Raw genomic sequence first — 20100 nt, forward strand, 5'->3', positions numbered from 1 at the left:
CCGCGGTGTAGCTTTCGCGGCCGATGACCGCTCCTACCGGGGGATTGGATTGCGCGCGTATCCTGTAGGAGCGGTCTGTGGCCGCGAAGGGGGCACACCATGTGTCTGGTAGACCGCAGTGTAGCTTTCGCGGCCGATGACCGCTCCTACGGGGGGATTGGATTGCGCGCGCACCTTGTAGCAGCGGTCTGTGGCGGCGAAGGGGGCACACGATGTGTCTGGTAGACCGCGGTTTAGCTTTCGCGGCCGATGACCGCTCCTACGGGGGGGCGCTTCCACTTGGGTCACTCAGATACAAAAATGCCAGGCTTGGGGCCTGGCATTTTTGGGTCAGAACGGCATCTTGAAGCCGGGCGGCAGTTGCATGCCGGAGGTCATGCCAGACATCTTGTCCTTGCTGTTGGCTTCGATCTTGCGCACGGCGTCGTTGACGGCGGCGGCGATCAGATCCTCGAGCACGTCCTTGTCTTCCTGCATCAGGCTGTCGTCCAGGCTCACGCGCTTGACGTCGTGACGACCTGTCATTACCACGCTCACCAGGCCTGCGCCCGATTGGCCGGTCACTTCCGCCTTGGCCAACTCTTCCTGCATCTCGGCCATTTTTTCCTGCATCTGCTGGGCCTGCTTCATCAGGCCGGCCATGCCACCTTTCATCATGGGGTTCACCTCAAAGGTCAATGGGTATGACCGCGCAGTGCCGAAGGCGTCCTGCGCGGGCTTGGGTAGGAGCACTTAACGCGTTGGGCCGGCCACCGCCTCGACTGGTTCAATCGTATCGTCGCGAATGATGGCACCGAACTGTTGCAGCATTTGTTGAACGTACGGGTCTTGTTGAATCGACTGTTCGGCATCGGCCTGGCGATTCGCACGCCAGCGCGCGGCGGCCTGCGCCGGGGTTTCCTGTTCCGGGCGGATCAGCTCGATGGTCAGGTTGAGCGTGCGCTGATGATACTGGTTCAGCGCATCGTTCAGGCGCCGCTGCTGGGTGCTGTTGAACAGCGCGCTGTGCGCCGGGTCCAGGTGCAGCAGCCAGTCGTCGCCCTCCACGGCGATCAGGGTACAGTTGGCGGCGATGCTGCCAGTCATCCCCGAGATCGGCAGTTTCGGAAACAGCTCGAGCCATTGCAGAGCCAGACCGCTCGCTGGCTGTGCGGCAGGCAGCACTTCGGGCTCGGCTTCGACAGGCGTGTCGTGGACGGTTTCACTGGCCAGCTCGTCGAGGTAGCTGTAGGCGGCGCCATCGGTTTCCGGGGCGTAGTAATCTTCGTCCAGCGGCGGCTCGTCGTCGCGGTCCATGCCGGCTGGTGTGTAATCGGCGGGCTCGGCATCGTCGGCAGGCGGGGCTGTCTGGGTTTCCGGGGCGTCCGGCACGGCACTGGCAGGCGTGGGCGCCGGCATTGGAGTCAATGCGGGCTGCTCGGCGACGACATCCAGGATCGGTTCCTGGGTGGGCGCAGCTGCGGGCTCTACCGGGTCGTTCCAGGGCAGATCGATAACGGGTTCGGGGGCTGCCTGGGAATGCGCGGGGGATTCTTCGCGGTCGCTGACCGCTCCTACGGGGGGATTCGAGGGCGCGGGCATCTCGTAGGAGCGGTCCGTGGCCGCGAACGGCGCGACGCGGTCTGTCTGGGTATCTGCAGTGGGGCCTTCGCGGCCGGTGACCGCTCCTACGGGGGGATTCGAGGGTGCGGGCATCTCGTAGGAGCGGTCCGTGGCCGCGAACGGCGCGACGCGGTCTGCCTGGGTATCCGCAACGAGGCCTTCGCGGCCGCTGACGGCTCCTACGGGGGTTGCAGCTGCCACGGAGTGGGTGGAATCAACTGTGGCCGCGCTGATCCCCACTGTCTTTAGCGGTTGACTGGGCCCATCGCTGCTGCCTGCGGGGCGGAACGCGAGCATGCGCAGCAGCACCATTTCGAAACCGCCACGCAGCTCCGGGGCCAGTGGCAGGTCGCGACGGCCGATCAAGCCCATCTGATAATAGAACTGCACGTCTTCGGCCGGCAGCGCCTGCGCCAGCGCCAGCACCCGTTCGCGATCACCCTGGCCATTGTCTACCGCCTCGGGCAGCGCCTGGGCGATGGCCACGCGGTGCAGCACGTTGAGAATTTCAGCCAGCACGCCATTCCAGTCCGGCCCCTGCTCCGCCAGATGGCGCACGGCCTCGAGCACACCGCGGGCGTCACCTTCGAGCAATGCCTCCAACACGCCGTAAACCTGACCGTGGTCCAGCGTACCCAGCATCGCCCGAACATCGGCTGCGAGCACCTTGCCCTCGCCAAAGGCAATGGCCTGGTCGGTCAGGCTCATGGCGTCGCGCATGGAGCCATCGGCGGCGCGGCCAAGCAACCACAGCGCGTCGTCCTCGAAGGGTACGTTCTCGACACCCAGCACATGGCTCAAGTGCTCGACCACCCGCTCCGGCGTCATGTTCTTCAAAGAGAACTGCAGGCAGCGCGACAGAATGGTCGCCGGCAACTTCTGCGGATCGGTGGTGGCCAGAATGAATTTGACGTAGGGCGGCGGCTCTTCCAGCGTCTTCAGCAACGCGTTGAACGAGTGCGTGGACAGCATGTGCACTTCGTCGATCAGGTAAACCTTGAAGCGCCCACGGCTGGGTGCGTACTGCACGTTGTCGAGCAGCTCGCGGGTGTCTTCGACCTTGGTACGGCTGGCGGCATCGATCTCGATCAGATCGACGAAGCGACCCTCGTCGATCTCGCGGCAGACCGAGCATTCACCGCACGGCGTTGACGTGATGCCCGTCTCGCAGTTGAGGCACTTGGCGATGATCCGCGCGATGGTGGTCTTGCCCACGCCCCGAGTGCCAGTAAACAGGTAGGCGTGATGCAGCCGCTGGTTGTCCAGCGCATTGATCAATGCCTTGAGCACATGGGTCTGGCCGACCATTTCGCGGAACGAGCGCGGACGCCATTTACGTGCAAGAACCTGATAACTCATCGAAAACCGTCGCGACATGAAAGCGGAAGAGCGCCAATGCTAATGGAGCAGGCCCGAAATTGCATCCGTGCCCTGCGCTATTGCTGAGTTCGCCTGAAAAAACATCGGCAAAGATCAGCGATGGCGAGTTTTCGCCTGGGTATCGGTTTGGGATGGGTGATGCGATGAATCCGTGCGAAGACGAATTCTGGAAGAGGTGGCAACCCTACCAGCCACACCCCGGCACACAATGTTCCCGCTGTGGCTGCTTCCTTCCGGATCTGACCAGGTTCACGGGTAATCGTTGCGGGGGGACCGGCAGGGTCACCATAACGACACTCGCTTGGTAGCGAGCGGGGGCCATTGTACCGGTCCTGACAGAAGTTACAACCCGTTGCGCGAGATAAAATTTGTAGGGCTGTCAGGGACTTGGCGTGGACTGCTTTGTACGGTACAGCGTAGGTGCGGATTGCTTGCGCGCAAGACAAGCGACAGCCGTGATGTGAATTGGTAACGTCGCGACATGTCCCCTGCCTGGTGCTTGCGATGAATGTTCTGACGCCCTACCCCGACTTGTCGCCTACACAGCTGCAGCAATTGATGGATATCGAGATTCGCCCGGAGCAGAAGCAGTATTCCGGGGACGTGGACATGGCGCTGTATACCTTGCTGGGCTGCACCGACGGTGAGATACAAGGTTTCGCGCTGCTGGTGGATGAGGTGCCGAAAGGATTTCTGCTGCTCAAGCATGGACGATTCGTGCCGGAATGGGCGCATCCGCAGGCGGCGACCTTGCATGCATTGCAGGTGGATCGGCGCATGCAGGGACGTGGGCTGGGGCGGGCTTGTCTGCAGGGCCTGCCTGATGCAGCGCGCGGTGCGTGGCCTGGGGTGCAACAGCTGGAGTTGTCGGTGGATGCTGACAATGTGGCGGGCATTGGGTTGTACAAGGCGCTGGGGTGGGTGGATCGCGGTGAAGCGTACCGTGGACGGATTGGTTATGAGCGCAGGTTCGTGCTTGCGCTTTAGAGGCAGCAGCTCTTTTTGCAGCAGCGCTACCCCGCCTTCGTGGGAGCGGGCTCTGCCCGCGAAGGCTTATGAATGGGCGGTGCACATTTCGGATCAGGCGGTGGATGTGCGGGCCTATTCGCGGGCAGAGCCCGCTCCCACAGGGGGTCGTGGGTAGCCCTGGGATTGTGGCGCTGCAGAAACTTGTGGGAGCGGGCTCTGCCCGCGAAGGCGTACGAATGGGCGGTGCACATTTCGGATCAGGCGGTGAATGTGCGGGCCTCTTCGCGGGCAGAGCCCGCTCCCACAGGGGGGGGTGTGCGGGCATCGGCCGGTTTGTCACACCTGCAGGACGTCGTCGGCGCGGCCGCCGGCTTCCTGGACGACGACGTGGATGAAGTGCAGCTTGGCGATCACGGCCGGTGGCAGCACGAAGGGGTAGAAGTCGGGCTGGCCCATGGCGCGGGAAAGTTCGTTTAGCATGCCGGCCAGTTCGATCCAGGCGTTGACGAACGCGAGGAATGCCGGGCCGCTGGTGTGGTCCGGGTCGTACAGGGTGGCCAAGGGGAACGGCGTGTAGTCGAGGTCCATTTCCTTGGCGCTCATGCCGAAGCCCAACGCGGTGTCCACCGCGTCCATCATGTGCAGGTAGTGAGCCCAGGTTTCCGCCCAGTCTTCCCATGGGTGCATGGTGGCGTAGGCACTGACGAAGTTCTGTTGCCAATCGGCCGGGGCACCCTGGTCGTAATGGCGCTGCAGCGCGTCGGCGTAGCTTTGGCTTTCATCGCCGAACAGGCGGCGGTAGTCGGCCACCCAGTGAGTGTCGGCGATCAGCCGGTCCCAGTAGTAGTGCCCTACTTCGTGCCGGAAGTGTCCGAGCAGCGTGCGGTACGGTTCGCGCATCTGCACGCGAACCTTTTCCCGGTGGGCGTCGTCGGCTTCCTTGATATCCAGGGTAACCAGGCCATTGGCGTGGCCGGTGGTGGGCGCGTTGCCGTTGAGGTCGGTGCCGATGAAGTCGAACGCCAGGCCGGTGGCTTCGTCTTCGGTCTTGGCGATGACCGGCAGGCCGAGGTTGATCAGTTGGGCGATCAGACGGCGCTTAGCCGTTTCGACCTTGCGCCAGTGTTCGGGGTTTTCCGGAATGCTCAGGTCGGGGATGGTCCGGTTCAGGTTGCAGGCGGTGCACAGGGCTGCGGGCCCCTTCTCTGCCGGTACCAGCCAGTTGCAGGCTGCGGGGGTATCGAGGTTGGCGCAGCGGCGGAACAGGCCTGCGTCGGGGGCGGCATGCAGGCGCCAGCTGCCTGCTTCGGGGCCTGCGTCGAGCGTGGACAGCACGTTCTTGGCCGGCCAGAAACCGAGCAAGGCATTGCATGCCAGGCACTGGCTGTTGCGGAAGAAGATCGACTGCCCGCAGGTGCATTCCCATACCTTGCTGTGACGGTTTTCCGGTTTGGCGAATGGGGCGGTGATTCGGGTGCTGAGTTGTTCGAAAAAACGATACATGGCGATCTCCGGTGGCCTGCCATGACTAGAGCTTGCCGGCGTGGGAAAGGTTTCATTTGCGGTGGAGGTTGGGCGGAAATGCGGATGGGAGGTTGAAGAAGGTCGTGTAGCAGCGGCGCGAGCCGCGTCGACGGTGGCCGCAGTCAGTCTGAATGAACGCGGTAGAACCGGACGCGGCTTGCGCCGCTGCTACAGGGGGGGGGTGGCCCTGGGCTCTGATTGCTGGGGTGCATCGCAGTTTGGGGCAAACTTGGGGTGCGTCATGTCATGATGTTACATATTGTCAAGAAACTTCAGGAACTGCTCTTCGTCGAGGACCTTGATGCCCAGTTCGCTGGCTTTGGCCAATTTAGAGCCGGCGCCGGGGCCTGCCACCACGGTGTGGGTCTTGGCGGAAACCGAGCCGGAGACCTTGGCCCCAAGGGCTTCGAGCTTCTGCTTGGCTTCGTCGCGGCTCATCTGCTCCAGCGAGCCGGTCAGTACCCACGTCTGCCCCGCCAGGGGCAGGCCTTCGACGACTTTTTTCTCGCTTGCCCAGTGCATGCCGAAGGCTTGCAACTGCGCTTCCACGGCCTTGGCCGTCTCGGCGTTACGCGGCTCCTTGAAGTACTCGCGCACCGCCTCCGCCTGCCGGGCGTTGAGCGCCTGGCGCAGGTCGATGCCGTCGGCGGCGATGATCTGGTCCAGGCTGCCCAGCTTGGCCACCAGCTTCTCGGCGCCAGTCGGCCCTACCGAATTGATCTCCAGCTTGGCGATCATGCCGGCCAGGGTGGTGCTGGCGGCGTACTCGGGGTGTACGTCGCCCTCCTCCTGCAACTGCAGGCCGCGCTCGAGCAATTGCTGGATGACGCTGCGGTTGTGCGGATCTTCGAAGAAGCTGTGGATCTCGAAGGCCACTTCCAGGCCGACGTCCGGCAGATAAGTCAGCACCTGCGGCAGCGCTTCGCTGACGCGCTGCAGCGAGCCCAAGGAGCGCGCCAGCACCTTGGCAGTCTCCTCGCCCACATCAGGAATACCCAAGGCATAGATGAAGCGTGCCAGGCTCGGCTGCTTGCTGTCGGCGATGGCCTTGAGCAGGTTGTTGCTGGACACCTCGGCGAAGCCGTCCAGCTTGACCACGTCGTCGAACTGCAGCGTGTAGAGGTCGGCGGGCGAACTGACCAGGCCTTCGTCGACCAACTGCTCGACGCTCTTTTCACCGAGCCCGTCGATGTCCATCGCCCGCCGCGAGACGAAATGTATGATCGCCTGCTTGAGTTGCGCACCACAGGCCAACCGCCCGACACAGCGATAGACCGCGCCTTCGCTGACCGTCTGCTTGCCCTTGCTGCGCTTGACCAGCTGGGTGCGCTCGACATGGGAGCCGCACACCGGGCAGGTTTCCGGCACCTGAACCGCACGGGCGTTGTCCGGCCGACGCTCGACCGCCACCTGCATGACCTGGGGAATGACGTCACCGGCGCGACGGATGATCACGGTATCGCCGATCATCAGGCCCAGGCGCGCCACTTCGTCCATGTTGTGCAGGGTAGCGTTGGCCACCGTGACACCTGCCACCTTGACCGGCTTGAGCCGCGCCACAGGTGTAACGGCGCCGGTGCGGCCGACCTGAAATTCCACGTCGAGCAGTTCGGTGAGTTCTTCCATGGCGGGGAATTTATGGGCAATGGCCCAGCGCGGCTCGCGCGCGCGAAAGCCCAGCTCGCGCTGGGAGGCCACGCTGTTGACCTTGAACACCACACCGTCGATTTCATAGGGCAGCTGGGTTCGGCGGGCGCCGATGTCGTGGTAGTACTCCAGGCACTGCTCGATGTTTTCCGCGACCTTGAGCTCGCGACTGATCGGCATGCCCCATTTCTTGAGCTGTTCGAGGTTGCCGGTGTGGGTGGTGGCGATGTCTTCGGTAACTTGGCCGATGCCGTAGCAGCAGAACTCCAGGGGCCGGCTGGCGGTGATCTTCGAGTCGAGCTGACGCAGGCTGCCTGCCGCGGCGTTGCGCGGGTTGGCGAAGGTCTTGCCGCCGACTTCCATCTGGCTGGCGTTGAGCCGCTCGAAGCCGGCCTTGGACATGTAAACCTCGCCGCGCACTTCCAGCACCGGTGGCCAGCCACTGCCGTGCAGCTTGAGCGGGATGTTGCGGATGGTGCGCACGTTGACACTGATGTCTTCGCCGGTGGTGCCATCGCCGCGGGTGGCGCCGCGAACCAGGGCGCCGTCCTGATACAGCAGGGAAACAGCCAGGCCGTCGAGCTTGGGTTCGCAGCTGTAGTGGATGGCCGCGCCGCTGCCGAACAGATCACCGGTGGGCAGGTCGAGGCCTTCGGTGACGCGGCGGTCGAATTCACGCAGGTCGACCTCTTCGAAGGCGTTGCCCAGGCTGAGCATGGGGATTTCGTGGCGCACCTGGGAGAACGCGGTCAATGCAGCGTTGCCGACGCGCTGCGTGGGCGAGTCGGGCGTGACCAACTCGGGATGGGCGGCTTCGAGCGCTTTCAGTTCATGGAACAGACGGTCGTATTCGGCGTCGGGGATGCTGGGTTCGTCGAGCACGTGGTAACGGTAATTGTGCTGGTCGAGTTCGGCACGCAGTTCGAGGATACGGGTGGCGTCGGTCATGATCGGTTCTCGCTTGAAGCAAAAGAGCAGCCTGGGCTGCTCTTGGGTTGGATCTGGGTTTGGCGGCGCTCCGTTCGCGGGCACTGCCCGCTCCTACAAGGGCACGGGCTGCGGCAGTATCGGACTTAGCGCTTGTGAGTCATGGCGCGGCGTTCGAATTCGACGATGCGCTGGCGGTAGTGCTCGATGGTCTGCGCGGTCAGCACGCTGCGCTGGTCGTCCTTCAACTCGCCGTCCAGTTCATGGGCCAGCTTGCGCGCTGCGGCCACCATCACGTCGAAGGCCTGCTTGGGATGACGCGGGCCGGGCAGACCGAGGAAGAAGCTCACGGCGCGGGTGCTGAAATGGTCGATATCGTCCAGATCGAAGATGCCCGGCTTGACCGCATTGGCCATGGAGAACAGCACTTCGCCATTGCCGGCCATGCTTTCGTGACGATGGAAAATGTCCATTTCGCCGAAGCGCAGGCCGCTTTCCAGGATGTTCTGCAGCAACGCAGGGCCGCGGAAACCGCTCTCGCTGCGCGAGATGACGCTGATCACCAGCACCTCTTCGACCGGTGGCAGGTCTTTCTCCACGGCCGGGGCACCGCTGCTGGAAAAACCCTTGCCCTCGCTGGCGAAATCGTCGTGGGCGTCACGCGCCGCTTTCATCGCAGGCTGCGGTTTGGCCGGCTTGGGCTCGCGTGCAGGCTTGGTCGGCCGGGCCTCGCGGGGCTCCTTGATCTCGTCCGGCTCCACGGCCAGGTTGAGATCAGCGTGGTCGGCCGACGGCTCGCGCTTGGCGCGCTGGTTGCCGCCGTCGCGCTGGGCGCTCATGGACGGGAGGTCATGCTCATCCAGTTGCGGCTCTTTATGAGCATCGAGTACGCGAGGCGGACCGAGCACTTCGGCGCCCGTGTCTTCCTCGGGAAGGTTGTTGATGTTGCGATCCAGGCGAAACTTGAGCTTGCCCTTGCCGCCACGCATCCGGCGCCAGCCGTCGAAAAGAATACCGGCAATGACAATGATGCCGATGAGGATCAGCCACTCGCGCAGACCGATTTCCATGTAATCCCGTGCCTCTATAAAAATGCTGAAAAATAAAGGGTGTGAACCCTCTTTAAGACGTGGCGCCAACTGTATGTTCTGACAGGCGTTTTCCCACGCGTAAACAAGACTTTGGTAAAACTAGCACGACCAGAAACAACTTTACACCGTCTGTCGCATTTGGTCGATTTTAACGCCATGATAAGGGTTTTTCAGGCCTCGACCATGGCCAATGCTTCTTCCACGTCCACGGCCACCAGTCGCGAGCAACCAGGTTCGTGCATGGTCACCCCCATCAACTGATCCGCCATCTCCATGGCGATCTTGTTGTGGGTGATATAGATGAACTGCACCGTCTGCGACATCTCTTTCACCAACCGGGCGTAACGACCGACGTTGGCGTCGTCCAGCGGTGCATCGACTTCGTCGAGCATGCAGAACGGCGCCGGATTCAGTTTGAAGATAGCGAAAACCAGGGCCAGTGCGGTCAAGGCTTTCTCTCCACCGGAGAGCAAATGAATGGTGCTGTTCTTCTTGCCGGGCGGACGCGCCATGATCGTCACCCCTGTATCGAGTAAATCTTCGCCCGTCAGTTCCAGATAAGCACTGCCACCACCGAAAACTTTTGGAAAAAGTGCCTGCAAACCGGCATTGATCTGGTCAAAGGTGTCCTTGAAGCGGCTGCGGGTTTCCTTGTCGATCTTGCGAATGACGTTTTCCAGGGTGTCCAGCGCTTCGGCCAGGTCGGCGTTTTGCGCATCCAGATAGCGCTTGCGCTCGGATTGCTGCTGGTATTCGTCGATGGCCGCGAGGTTGATCGCGCCCAGGCGCTGGATGCGCCCATCGATACGCTGCAGTTCTTCCTCGGCCTCCTGCTCGCTGGCCAGCACGTCGAGGGTGGCGAGCACGCCGTGCAGGTCGTAGCCGTCGGCCTGCAGCTGCTCCTGCAGGGTCTTGCGCCGCACGCTGAGGCCCTGCCACTCCAGGCGGTGCTGTTCCAGCTGGCCGCGCAACAGCTGGCTCTGCTGCTCGGCCTGGGTGCGACGTTTTTCGACCTCGCGCAGCTCGCGATCGGCATCGTCCAGTGCCAGCCGCGCGTGACGCATTTCTTCGTCGACGGCCATGCGCTGCTCGAGCAGGCCTTCGAGGTCCAGGCGCAGTTCTTCGAGCGGGGCTTCGCCCTCCTCCAGGTTCAGACTCAATTGTTCGCGTTTCTCGCCCAAACGCTCGGCCTGCAATTGCAGGCGTTCCAGCGCCTGGCCAGTGGAGTCGTGCTGGGCGCGCAGCGAGCCCAGGCGAACCGCCAACTGATGCGCGCAATCCTTGTGCTGGCGGGCGTCCTGGCGAATGCGCTCCAGGCCTTCGCGCAGGCTGTCGCGCTGGGCCATGAGCTGTTCGCGCTGTTCGGTGTCGGTGGCCATGGCGTCGAGCGCGTCCTGCAACTGCAGGCGCGACTCACCGAGCTGCTCGTGTTCCAGGGCGCGCTGCTCGGCCAACTCATCCAGTTCTTCGTCCAGGCGACGGCGACGCAGTGCCAACTGCTCGGCCCTGGCGCGGCTGGCCGAAAGCCTGGCCTTGAGTTCGCCCTGCTGGCGGTTTTCATCCTGGATGCGGCGGCGCAGTTGGTCGCGCAGCTGTTCCTGGGCATCCTGCCGTTCACGGCAGGCCGCAAGCTGTTCGTGCAATTGCGCCAGGGTCGCTTCGCGCGACTCGACGTCCAATTGCAGGGCCTGCAGCTCCTGCCCACGGGCCAGAACCCCGCGGCTGGCGTCGTTGCCACGGCTGACGCGCAGAAAGTGCCGACCCAGCCAATAGCCGTCCTGGCTGACCAGGCTTTCGCCCGCGGCCAGTTGGCTGCGCTGGGCCAGCGCGGTGTCGAGGTCGGCGACCGTTCGCACCCCCGCGAGCCAGGGGCTCAGGTCGACCTGGCTGTGGACCTTGTGCAGCAGACTGTCTGGCAAGGCTACGACGCCCGCAGCCGCGCTGATCAGGCGCAGTTCGCCCTGATCGAAGCCGGCCAGGTCGAGGCCTTGCAGATCATCGACCAGCACTGCCTGGAGATCGGCGCCCAACACGGTTTCCACCGCCAGCTCCCAGCCGGGCTCGACGCGCAGCCCTTCGGCCAGGCGCGGATGGCGGGCCAGCCCCTGTTGATCCAGCCACTGCGCGGTGCCCGTGCCCGGATCCAGCGCGGCCTGCTGCAAAGCCTCGAGGGAAGCCAGGCGGCCGTTGAGCCGCTGCAGCTCGCCCTGGGCCTGTTGCTGGGCCTGGGTCGCCTGTTGCAGTTGCTGACGGGTAGCGTCCAGCTGTTCGGCCTGCTGCCGTTCCTCGGCGGTCCACTCTTCGATGAGCATTTCGCTGCTGGCCAGCTGTTCGGCCAGTTCGAGGATGGCCGCGTCTTCAGGGTCGGCCGCCAGCAGTTCGCGCTCTTCGCTGTGGCGCCGCTGCCGCTCGGCCAGGCGCTGCATCGACAGTTCGAGCTGGGCGATGCGCGCCTGCTGAACTTCGGCCAGGCGCCGTGGCTCGGCCGAGTCAGTGTTGAACCGGTCCCACTGCTCCTGCCAACCGTGCATGCGGGTTTCCGCTTCTTCCAGCGCCGCCGCCGCTTCTTCGGCGGCGGCACTGCTGATTGCCTGCTCGGGCTCGAGCATGTCCAGCTCTTCGCCCAGGGTCGCCAGCAGGGTCTGGTCGTGGCCCAGGTGCGATTCGGTTTCCAGGCGAGCGCGTTCGGCTTCCTTGAAATCGTCCTGCAGTTGGCGCAGGCGCTGCTGGCCGTGCTGGATGTTCTGCTCGACACGGGCGATGTCACCGCCCACGGAATAGAAGCGCGCCTGCACGGTATTGAAGCGTTCGGACAGCTCGTGATGGCCATCGCGCAGGCGCTCGATGCCCGCATCGGCGTTGCGCTGTTCCGCCACCAGCGCTTCGAAGGCCACCTCCTGATCGGCAATGACCGCTTCGCGCTGGCCCACCTGCTCGTTCAGGGTTTGCCAGCGCAAGGCCGACAGCTGCGCCTTGAGCTGGCGTTCCTCGGCTTTGTACTGCTGGTATTTCTCGGCCGCCTGGGCCTGGCGGTGCAGGCGTTCGAGCTGGCGTTCCAGCTCTTCGCGCAGGTCGGTCAGGCGCGCCAGGTTCTCATGGGTACGGCGAATGCGACTTTCGGTCTCGCGGCGGCGCTCCTTGTACTTGGAAATGCCGGCGGCTTCCTCGATGAAGTTGCGCAGGTCTTCGGGCTTGGCCTCGATCAGCTTGGAGATCATGCCCTGCTCGATGATCGAGTAGCTGCGCGGGCCCAGGCCGGTGCCGAGAAAAATGTCGGTGATGTCGCGGCGCCGACACTTGGTGCCGTTCAGGTAATAGGTGTTCTGGCTTTCGCGGGTGACCTTGCGGCGGATCGAGATTTCCGCGTAGGCCGCGTACTCGCCCACCAGCGTGCTGTCGCTGTTGTCGAACACCAGCTCGATGCTGGCCTGGCTGACCGGCTTGCGGCTGGTGGAGCCGTTGAAGATGACGTCGGTCATCGACTCGCCGCGCAGGTTCTTCGCCGAGCTCTCGCCCATGACCCAGCGCACGGCGTCGATGATGTTGGACTTGCCGCAACCGTTTGGCCCGACCACGGCAGCCATGTTGCTGGGGAAGTTGACTGTGGTCGGGTCGACGAACGACTTGAAACCGGCCAGGCGAATGCACTTGAGGCGCATGCTCAGCGCGCCGCCAGGGCGCTGAGCACCAGTTCGCAGCTGCGCTGGCAGTATTCGCCGAGAACCTTGCGGATGAGCTGCGGATCGCGCGCGGAAACCGCCTGCAGCAGCCGCCCGAACAAGGCCAGGTATTCGCTCATCGAGGCCTTGCGCTGCTCCAGCGCCAGGTAATAGGTGCGGTTCATGGCCGGCTGGAGGTTCTCGATGGTTTCCTGCAGGTACGGGTTGTTGGCGAACGGATAGGCGGCGCGCATGACGTTGAAGCTGTCCTCGACGAAGGCGTTGATGTCCTGGCGCTCGTAGCTGGTCTGCAGGCGTTGCTGGATGACCAGGAACGGTGCGAGGTCGGCCTCGGTCTGCCAGCGCTGGGCCACGGCGTCGCCGAGCATGATGTACATCTCGCCCATCAGGGCACAGAGGCTGCGCACCTTGTGCTCGGTGAGTTCGCTGACCTGGGCGCCGCGCCGCGGCAGGATCTCGACCAGGTGGCGGCGCTCGAGAATCAACAGGGCTTCGCGCACCGAGCCGCGGCTGACGTTCAGCGCCTGGGTGACCTTGAGTTCCTGAATGCGCTCGGCCGGCTTGAGCTCACCGCTGATGATGCGCTCGGCCAGATGATGGGCAATTTGCTCGGCGAGGCTGTCCGGCGCCTTGAACGTCATGGGTTTCCTTCGACAATCGGTAATCGGCAAGCTGTGATCAAAGCATGCGGCGCAGTGTACTCCAATTGAACGGCAAAGGCGGCAGTTGGCACGGATGTGGCTTGGCAAAGGCATGACTGCCGGGGTGCAGGCAACGGGTTCGCGAAACTTCCTGACCCGCAGGTCAGCTAATCGTTGACCCCTTCCCGGCCGCCGCATAGATTCTGCTCAAGGCAGACCCAAGAATCAGGTGTCGTGAGGCCATCCGTGATCCAGTTTCTCTTGAATCAACAGCTGCATACCGAGCACGCCCTGGACCCGAACCTGACCGTGCTCGACTACCTGCGCACCGATCTGGCGCGTCCAGGCACCAAAGAGGGCTGCGCCAGCGGCGATTGCGGTGCGTGCACGGTGGTCATCGGCGAACTGGTAGAAGACGGCGCGCAGGCGCACATGCGCTATCGCAGCAGCAACGCCTGCCTGACCTTCGTCGCCAGCCTGCACGGCAAGCAACTGCTCAGTGTCGAGGACCTCAAGCATCAGGGCCGCCTGCACAGCGTGCAGCAGGCCATGGTCGATTGCCATGGCTCGCAGTGCGGGTTCTGCACCCCCGGTTTCGTCATGTCGCTGTTTGCCCTGCAGAAGAACCAACCCCAGGCCAGCCGCGAGCAGGCCTGCGAAGCACTGGCCGGCAACCTGTGTCGCTGCACCGGCTACCGGCCGATCCTCGACGCCGCGGCCCAGGCCTGCGGCGGACCCACCCTGCCCGATCAGTTCGACAGCCAGCAGGCGCAGACCATCGCCAGGCTGAAAACCATTGCACCAGCGCACACCGACGAACTCCACGGCGGCAACAACCGCTGCCTGGTGCCCTTGACCGTGGCCGATCTGGCCGAGCTGTACAGCGAGCAGCCCGAAGCACGACTGCTGGCCGGCGGCACCGACCTGGCGCTGGAGGTCACCCAGGCGCACCGGGTGCTGCCGGTGATGATCTACGTGGGCCACGTAGCCGAGATGAAGCGCATCGAAACGTTCGAAGACCGCCTGGAGATCGGCGCGGCCACGCCGCTGACCGACTGCTACCAGGCACTGGCGAACGAGTACGCGGATTTTGGCCACCTGCTGCACCGCTTCGCCTCGTTGCAGATCCGCAACCAGGCCACCCTGGGCGGCAACATCGGCAATGCGTCGCCGATTGGTGACACCCCGCCGCTGCTGCTGGCCCTGGGCGCACAGGTGGTACTGCGCAAAGGCTCGCGCAGCCGCACTTTGCCCCTGCAGGACTATTTCATCGACTACCGCATCACCGCTCGCGAAGACGGCGAGTTCATCGAGAAGGTCATCGTGCCCCGCGCCGACCCGCGCCGGGCTTTCCGCGCCTACAAGGTGTCGAAACGCCTGGACGATGACATTTCCGCAGTCTGTGCGGCGTTCGACCTGTTGATCGAAGACGGTGTGGTGCACGAGGTGCGCGCCGCCTTTGGCGGCATGGCGGCAATTCCCAAACGCGCTGCGGCCTGCGAATCGGCACTGCTCGGCAAGGCCTGGAACAAGGCCAGCGTCGAGGCCGCCTGCGCCGCCCTGGCCGAGGACTTCACACCGCTGTCGGATTTTCGCGCGAGCAAGCAGTACCGCCTGCTGACCGCACAGAACCTGCTGCGCAAGTGTTTCCTCGAGCTGCAGTCGCCACACATTCAAACGCGGGTGAGCGCCCATGTCTGAGCATCCAGCGCCCGACAGCCAGGCACGCATGGCTGAACTGTTCGCCCAGGGCCTGACCACCGGCGTTGGCCGGGGCGTCAAGCACGACAGCGCCGACAAGCACGTCACCGGTGAGGCGGTGTACATCGACGACCGCCTGGAATTCCCCAACCAGCTGCACGTGTACGCCCGGCTTTCCGACCGTGCCCACGCGCGCATCGTGCGCATCGACACGTCGGCCTGCTACACCATTCCCGGCGTGCGCCTGGCAATCACCCACGAGGACATTCCCGGCCTCAAGGACATCGGCCCGCTGCTGCCGGGCGACCCGCTGCTGGCGATCGACAAGGTCGAGTTCGTTGGCCAGCCGGTGCTGGCCGTGGCGGCGCGCGACCTCGACAGCGCCCGCCGCGGGGCGATGGCCGCCGTGATCGAGTACGAAGATCTGCCGCCGGTGCTGGACGTGGTCGAGGCGCTGCGGCAGAAGCATTTCGTGCTCGACAGCCACACCCACCAGCGCGGCGATTCGGCGACCGCCCTGGCCAGCGCCACCCATCGCCTGCAGGGCAGCCTGCACATCGGTGGCCAGGAGCATTTCTACCTGGAAACGCAGATCAGCTCGGTGATGCCCACCGAGGACGGCGGCATGATCGTCTACTGCTCGACGCAGAACCCCACCGAGGTGCAGAAGCTGGTGGCCGAAGTGCTGGGCGTGTCGATGAGCCAAGTGGTGGTGGACATGCGCCGCATGGGTGGCGGCTTCGGCGGCAAGGAAACCCAGGCGGCCAGCCCGGCCTGTCTGTGCGCGGTGGTGGCGCACCTGACCGGGCAGCCGACCAAGATGCGCCTGCCGCGGGTCGAGGACATGCTCATGACCGGCAAGCGCCACCCCTTCTACATCGAGTACGACGTCGGTTTCGACGACAGCGGGCGCCTGCACGGTATCAACCTGGACCTGGCCGGCAACTGCGGCTACTCCCCTGACCTGTCGGCATCCATCGTCGACCGGGCGATGTTCCATGCCGACAACGCCTATTACCTGGGCGACGCCACCATCAATGGCCACCGCTGCAAGACCCACACCGCGTCGAACACCGCCTACCGCGGCTTCGGCGGCCCCCAGGGCATGGTCGCCATCGAGGAAGTGATGGACCGCATCGCCCGCCACCTGGCCCTCGACCCGCTGGCGGTGCGCAAGGCCAACTACTACGGCAAGACCGAGCGCAACGTCACCCACTACTATCAGACGGTGGAGCACAACCTGCTCGAAGAGATCACCGCCGAGCTCGAAGCCAGCTGCGACTATGGCCCGCGCCGCGAGGCGATCCGCGCGTTCAACGCCGACAGCCCGATATTGAAGAAAGGCCTGGCACTGACGCCGGTGAAGTTCGGTATCTCGTTCACCGCCAGCTTCCTCAACCAGGCCGGGGCGCTGATCCATATCTACACCGACGGCAGCATTCACCTGAACCACGGCGGCACCGAAATGGGCCAGGGCTTGAACGTCAAGGTCGCGCAGGTGGTGGCCGAGGTGTTCCAGGTCGACATCGGCCGCATCCAGATCACCGCGACCAATACCGACAAGGTGCCCAACACCTCCCCCACCGCGGCTTCCAGTGGCGCCGACCTGAACGGCAAGGCGGCGCAGAACGCGGCGCTGATCCTCAAGCAGCGGCTGGTGGAGTTCGCCGCCCGGCATTATCGGGTCAGTGAAGAAGACGTGGCGTTCAGCAACGGCCACGTGCGCGTACGAGACCAGTTGCTGACGTTCCAGAGCCTGGTGCAGCAGGCGTGGATGGGCCAGGTGTCGCTGTCCAGCACCGGTTATTACAAGACGCCGAAGATCCACTACGACCGCAGCCTGGCGCGCGGCCGACCGTTCTACTATTTCGCCTACGGCGCGGCGTGCTGCGAAGTGCTGATCGACACGCTGATCGGCGAGTACAAGCTGTTGCGCACCGATATCCTGCATGACGTCGGCGCCTCGTTGAACCCGGCCATCGACCTCGGCCAGGTGGAAGGCGGCTTCCTCCAAGGGGTGGGCTGGCTGACCTGCGAGGAACTGGTGTGGAGCGACCAGGGCAAGCTGCTGACCAGCGGGCCGGCCTCGTACAAGATTCCGGCGGTGGCCGACATGCCGCAGGATCTGCGCGTGCACCTGGTGGAGAACCGCAAGAACCCGGAAGACACGGTGTTCCATTCCAAGGCCGTGGGCGAGCCACCGTTCATGCTGGGCATCGCCGCCTGGTGCGCGATCAAGGACGCCGTGGCGAGCCTGGGTGATTACCGCCTGCAACCGAACATCGACGCCCCCGCCACCCCGGAACGGGTGCTCTGGGGCTGCGAGCAGATGCGCAAGGCGACCGAGGGGAGCACTGCCCATGATTGACTGGATCGGCGCGCTGGCCGAGCATCAGGCCCGCGGCGAAGCCTGCGTGCTGGTGACCATCATCGAAGAAAAGGGCTCTACGCCGCGCAACGCCGGGGCCAAGATGGTGGTCAGTGCCACCGCCCTGTACGACACCATCGGCGGCGGTCATCTGGAGTACAAGTGCCTGCACATCGCTCGACAGATGCTCGCCGAAGGCACTCGCGCCACGCGTCTGGAACGCTTCAGCCTGGGCGCCAGCCTGGGCCAATGCTGCGGCGGCGCCACGGTGCTGCTGTTCGAGCCCATGCTGCAGGCGCAAGCTCAGGTAGTGGTGTTCGGCGCAGGCCACGTCGGTCGCGCGCTGGTGCCCTTGCTGGCGAGCCTGCCGTGCCGGGTGCGCTGGGTCGATTCGCGGGCCGACGAGTTTCCGTCAAGCCTGCCCGATGGGGTCTGCCAGGTGGTCACCGACGAGCCGCTGGATGAAGTGGCGAGCCTGCCGGCGGGCAGCTACTGCATCGTCATGACCCATGACCACTCGCTCGATCTGGAGCTGACCCGGGCCATCCTCGAACGCAACGATTTCACCTGGTTCGGCCTGATCGGTTCGGCCACCAAGCGCGCCCGCTTCGAGCACCGCCTGCGCGACCGCGGCATCGCGCCCAGTGTGGTGCAGCGCATGCGCTGCCCCATGGGCCTGGCGGCGGTGAAAGGCAAACTGCCAATGGAAATCGCCGTTTCCATCGCCGCCGAGATCATCGCCACCTACAATGCGCACTTTGGCGCCCGCGCCGAGCCGGGGACAGCCAGCTCGCCGGAGGTCGCCCAACTGCTGCCGCGCTCGCGCCGCAGCCCCGTTACCTTGAGAGATGCACCATGAGCCTTACCCGCAAAGCCTATCGCGCCGCGATCCTGCACAGCCTCGACGACCCTGCCCTGGTCGGTGTCCAGGCTTCCTACCAATACTTCGCCGATGGCGTGCTGGTGGTGGAGGACGGTCGCATCCTGGCGCTGGGCGCGGCCGACGAGGTGCTGCCGACCCTGCCGGCCACCGTCGAGCTCACTCATTACCCGGATGCCTTGATCACCCCCGGTTTCATCGACACCCACATTCATTTTCCACAGACCGGCATGGTTGGTTCCTATGGCGAGCAACTGCTGGACTGGCTGAACGAGTACACCTTCCCGTGCGAAGGCCAGTTCAGCGACAAGGCCCATGCCGACCAAGTGGCGGATATCTTCCTCAAGGAACTGCTGCGCAACGGCACCACCACCGCGCTGGTGTTCGGCAGCGTTCACCCCGAATCGGTCGACGCCCTGTTCGAGGCCGCCGAGGCGCTGGACCTGCGGCTGATCGCCGGCAAGGTAATGATGGACCGCAACGCCCCGGACTATCTGACCGACACTGCCGAGAGCAGCTATGCCCAGAGCAAGGCGCTGATCGAGCGCTGGCACGGCAAGGGCCGTCTGCACTACGCGGTGACGCCACGCTTCGCGCCGACCAGCAGCGAGGCGCAGTTGACCTTGGCCGGGCAGTTGCTGCGCGAACACCCGGACGTCTACCTGCAGACCCACATCAGCGAGAACCTCAAGGAAATCGAGTGGGTCAAGGCGCTGTTCCCCGAGCGGCGCAACTACCTGGACGTGTACGACCACTACCAATTGCTCGGCGAGCGCTCGGTGCTGGCCCACGGCGTGCACCTGTGCGACGAGGAATGCCAGCGGCTGGCCGAAACCAGCTCGGCCATCGCCTTCTGCCCCACCTCGAACCTGTTCCTGGGCAGCGGCCTGTTCAACCTGCCCCAGGCCGAGCGCTTCAAGGTCAATGTCGGCCTGGGCACCGATGTCGGTGGTGGCACCAGCTTCTCGCTGTTGCAGACCCTGAACGAGGCGTACAAGGTCATGCAGTTGCAGGGCGAAAAGCTCAACCCGTTCAAGTCGCTGTACCTGGCGACCCTGGGCGGCGCTCGCGCACTGCGCCTGGAAGACCGTATCGGTACGCTGCAACCAGGCACCGACGCCGACTTCGTGGTGCTCGACTACCATGCCACGCCGCTGCTGAGCTATCGCATCGGCCAGGCCAAGACCTTCGAGGAAGTGCTGTTCGTGCTGATGACCCTGGGCGACGACCGCGCGGTGCTGCAGACCTACGCCGCAGGGCGCCAGGTGCATTGCCGCGACTGAGCGTCCGTACACATTCGTATGGAACTTTTGCAGGAAAATGCCCCCTCAATCGGGTACCCTGCCCACTTTTTCAGAAAGGAGAATCATCATGGCTAAAGCCACTGCCCGCCACATCCTGGTCGCCGACGAAGCCAAGTGCATCGACCTCAAATCCCAGATCGAAGGCGGCGCCGATTTCGCGGAGATCGCCAAGGCCAACTCCACCTGCCCGTCCAGCCGCCAAGGTGGCGACCTGGGTTCGTTCGGCCCAGGCCAGATGGTCAAGGAATTCGACACCGTCGTATTCAGCGCGCCGATCAACGTCGTGCAGGGCCCGGTGAAGACCCAGTTCGGTTACCACCTGCTGGAAGTGACCAGCCGTCAGGACTGATCGGTCCACGGTCTGCGTTACACCCGAACGGCCCGTC

General features: G+C 64.3%; 13 protein-coding genes and 1 other RNA gene. 6 read left to right on the top strand and 8 right to left on the bottom strand.

Annotation, left to right across the window (positions count from 1 at the left end):
• Positions 1–330: 330 nt before the first annotated feature.
• From IFU31_RS01990 to ffs, 3 genes are all read right to left on the bottom strand, one after another.
• Positions 331–657 (bottom strand): YbaB/EbfC family nucleoid-associated protein, encoded by a 327-nt coding sequence (locus tag IFU31_RS01990; protein WP_122478410.1) that lies wholly within the window; start codon positions 655–657, stop codon positions 331–333.
• A gap of 75 nt (positions 658–732) precedes the next feature.
• Positions 733–2961, bottom strand: coding sequence for a DNA polymerase III subunit gamma/tau (dnaX, locus tag IFU31_RS01995; protein WP_192102125.1), 2229 nt, complete (start codon positions 2959–2961; stop codon positions 733–735).
• A gap of 203 nt (positions 2962–3164) precedes the next feature.
• Positions 3165–3261: signal recognition particle sRNA small type (ffs, locus tag IFU31_RS02000), an RNA gene on the bottom strand.
• Positions 3262–3486: 225 nt separating this feature from the next.
• Between ffs and IFU31_RS02005 the strand changes: the two genes are divergently transcribed.
• On the top strand, positions 3487–3969 hold the full coding sequence (locus tag IFU31_RS02005) for a GNAT family N-acetyltransferase (protein ID WP_192102126.1): 483 nt from the start codon (positions 3487–3489) through the stop codon (positions 3967–3969).
• Positions 3970–4287: 318 nt separating this feature from the next.
• Here the strand turns inward: IFU31_RS02005 and IFU31_RS02010 are convergent, their stop codons facing one another.
• The 5 genes from IFU31_RS02010 to IFU31_RS02030 form a co-directional block, all read right to left on the bottom strand.
• Positions 4288–5454 (bottom strand): zinc-binding metallopeptidase family protein, encoded by a 1167-nt coding sequence (locus IFU31_RS02010; RefSeq protein WP_122478416.1) that lies wholly within the window; start codon positions 5452–5454, stop codon positions 4288–4290.
• Positions 5455–5727: 273 nt separating this feature from the next.
• On the bottom strand, positions 5728–8070 hold the full coding sequence (gene ligA, locus IFU31_RS02015; RefSeq protein WP_192102127.1) for an NAD-dependent DNA ligase LigA: 2343 nt from the start codon (positions 8068–8070) through the stop codon (positions 5728–5730).
• A 125-nt stretch (positions 8071–8195) separates the two neighbouring features.
• Positions 8196–9119: a cell division protein ZipA gene (gene zipA / locus IFU31_RS02020; RefSeq protein WP_122478420.1), complete on the bottom strand. Its 924-nt coding sequence runs from the start codon at positions 9117–9119 to the stop codon at positions 8196–8198.
• 191 nt (positions 9120–9310) lie between these two features.
• Complete coding sequence (smc, locus tag IFU31_RS02025) at positions 9311–12799, bottom strand: chromosome segregation protein SMC (protein ID WP_192102128.1); 3489 nt, start codon at positions 12797–12799, stop codon at positions 9311–9313.
• Between the two features lie 2 nt (positions 12800–12801).
• Positions 12802–13461: a GntR family transcriptional regulator gene (locus tag IFU31_RS02030; protein ID WP_122795688.1), complete on the bottom strand. Its 660-nt coding sequence runs from the start codon at positions 13459–13461 to the stop codon at positions 12802–12804.
• Between the two features lie 246 nt (positions 13462–13707).
• On the opposite strand from IFU31_RS02030, the gene xdhA reads away from it, so the two are divergent.
• From xdhA to IFU31_RS02055, 5 genes are all read left to right on the top strand, one after another.
• Positions 13708–15162, top strand: a complete 1455-nt coding sequence (gene xdhA, locus IFU31_RS02035) for a xanthine dehydrogenase small subunit (RefSeq protein WP_192102129.1) — start codon at positions 13708–13710, stop codon at positions 15160–15162.
• Positions 15155–17530 (top strand): xanthine dehydrogenase molybdopterin binding subunit, encoded by a 2376-nt coding sequence (xdhB, locus tag IFU31_RS02040; RefSeq protein WP_192102130.1) that lies wholly within the window; start codon positions 15155–15157, stop codon positions 17528–17530. Before xdhA ends, xdhB begins: the two co-directional genes overlap by 8 nt.
• A complete protein-coding gene (xdhC, locus tag IFU31_RS02045) occupies positions 17523–18389 on the top strand; it encodes a xanthine dehydrogenase accessory protein XdhC (RefSeq protein ID WP_192102131.1) in 867 nt (288 codons plus the stop codon). The genes xdhB and xdhC overlap by 8 nt, the downstream gene beginning before the upstream one ends.
• Positions 18386–19693, top strand: a complete 1308-nt coding sequence (guaD, locus tag IFU31_RS02050) for a guanine deaminase (RefSeq protein ID WP_192102132.1) — start codon at positions 18386–18388, stop codon at positions 19691–19693. The genes xdhC and guaD overlap by 4 nt, the downstream gene beginning before the upstream one ends.
• 88 nt (positions 19694–19781) lie before the next feature.
• Positions 19782–20063 (top strand): peptidylprolyl isomerase, encoded by a 282-nt coding sequence (locus IFU31_RS02055; RefSeq protein WP_122714191.1) that lies wholly within the window; start codon positions 19782–19784, stop codon positions 20061–20063.
• Positions 20064–20100: the final 37 nt, after the last annotated feature.

This window comes from Pseudomonas sp. CFBP 13602 (assembly GCF_014842725.1).
GTDB lineage: Bacteria > Pseudomonadota > Gammaproteobacteria > Pseudomonadales > Pseudomonadaceae > Aquipseudomonas > Aquipseudomonas baltica.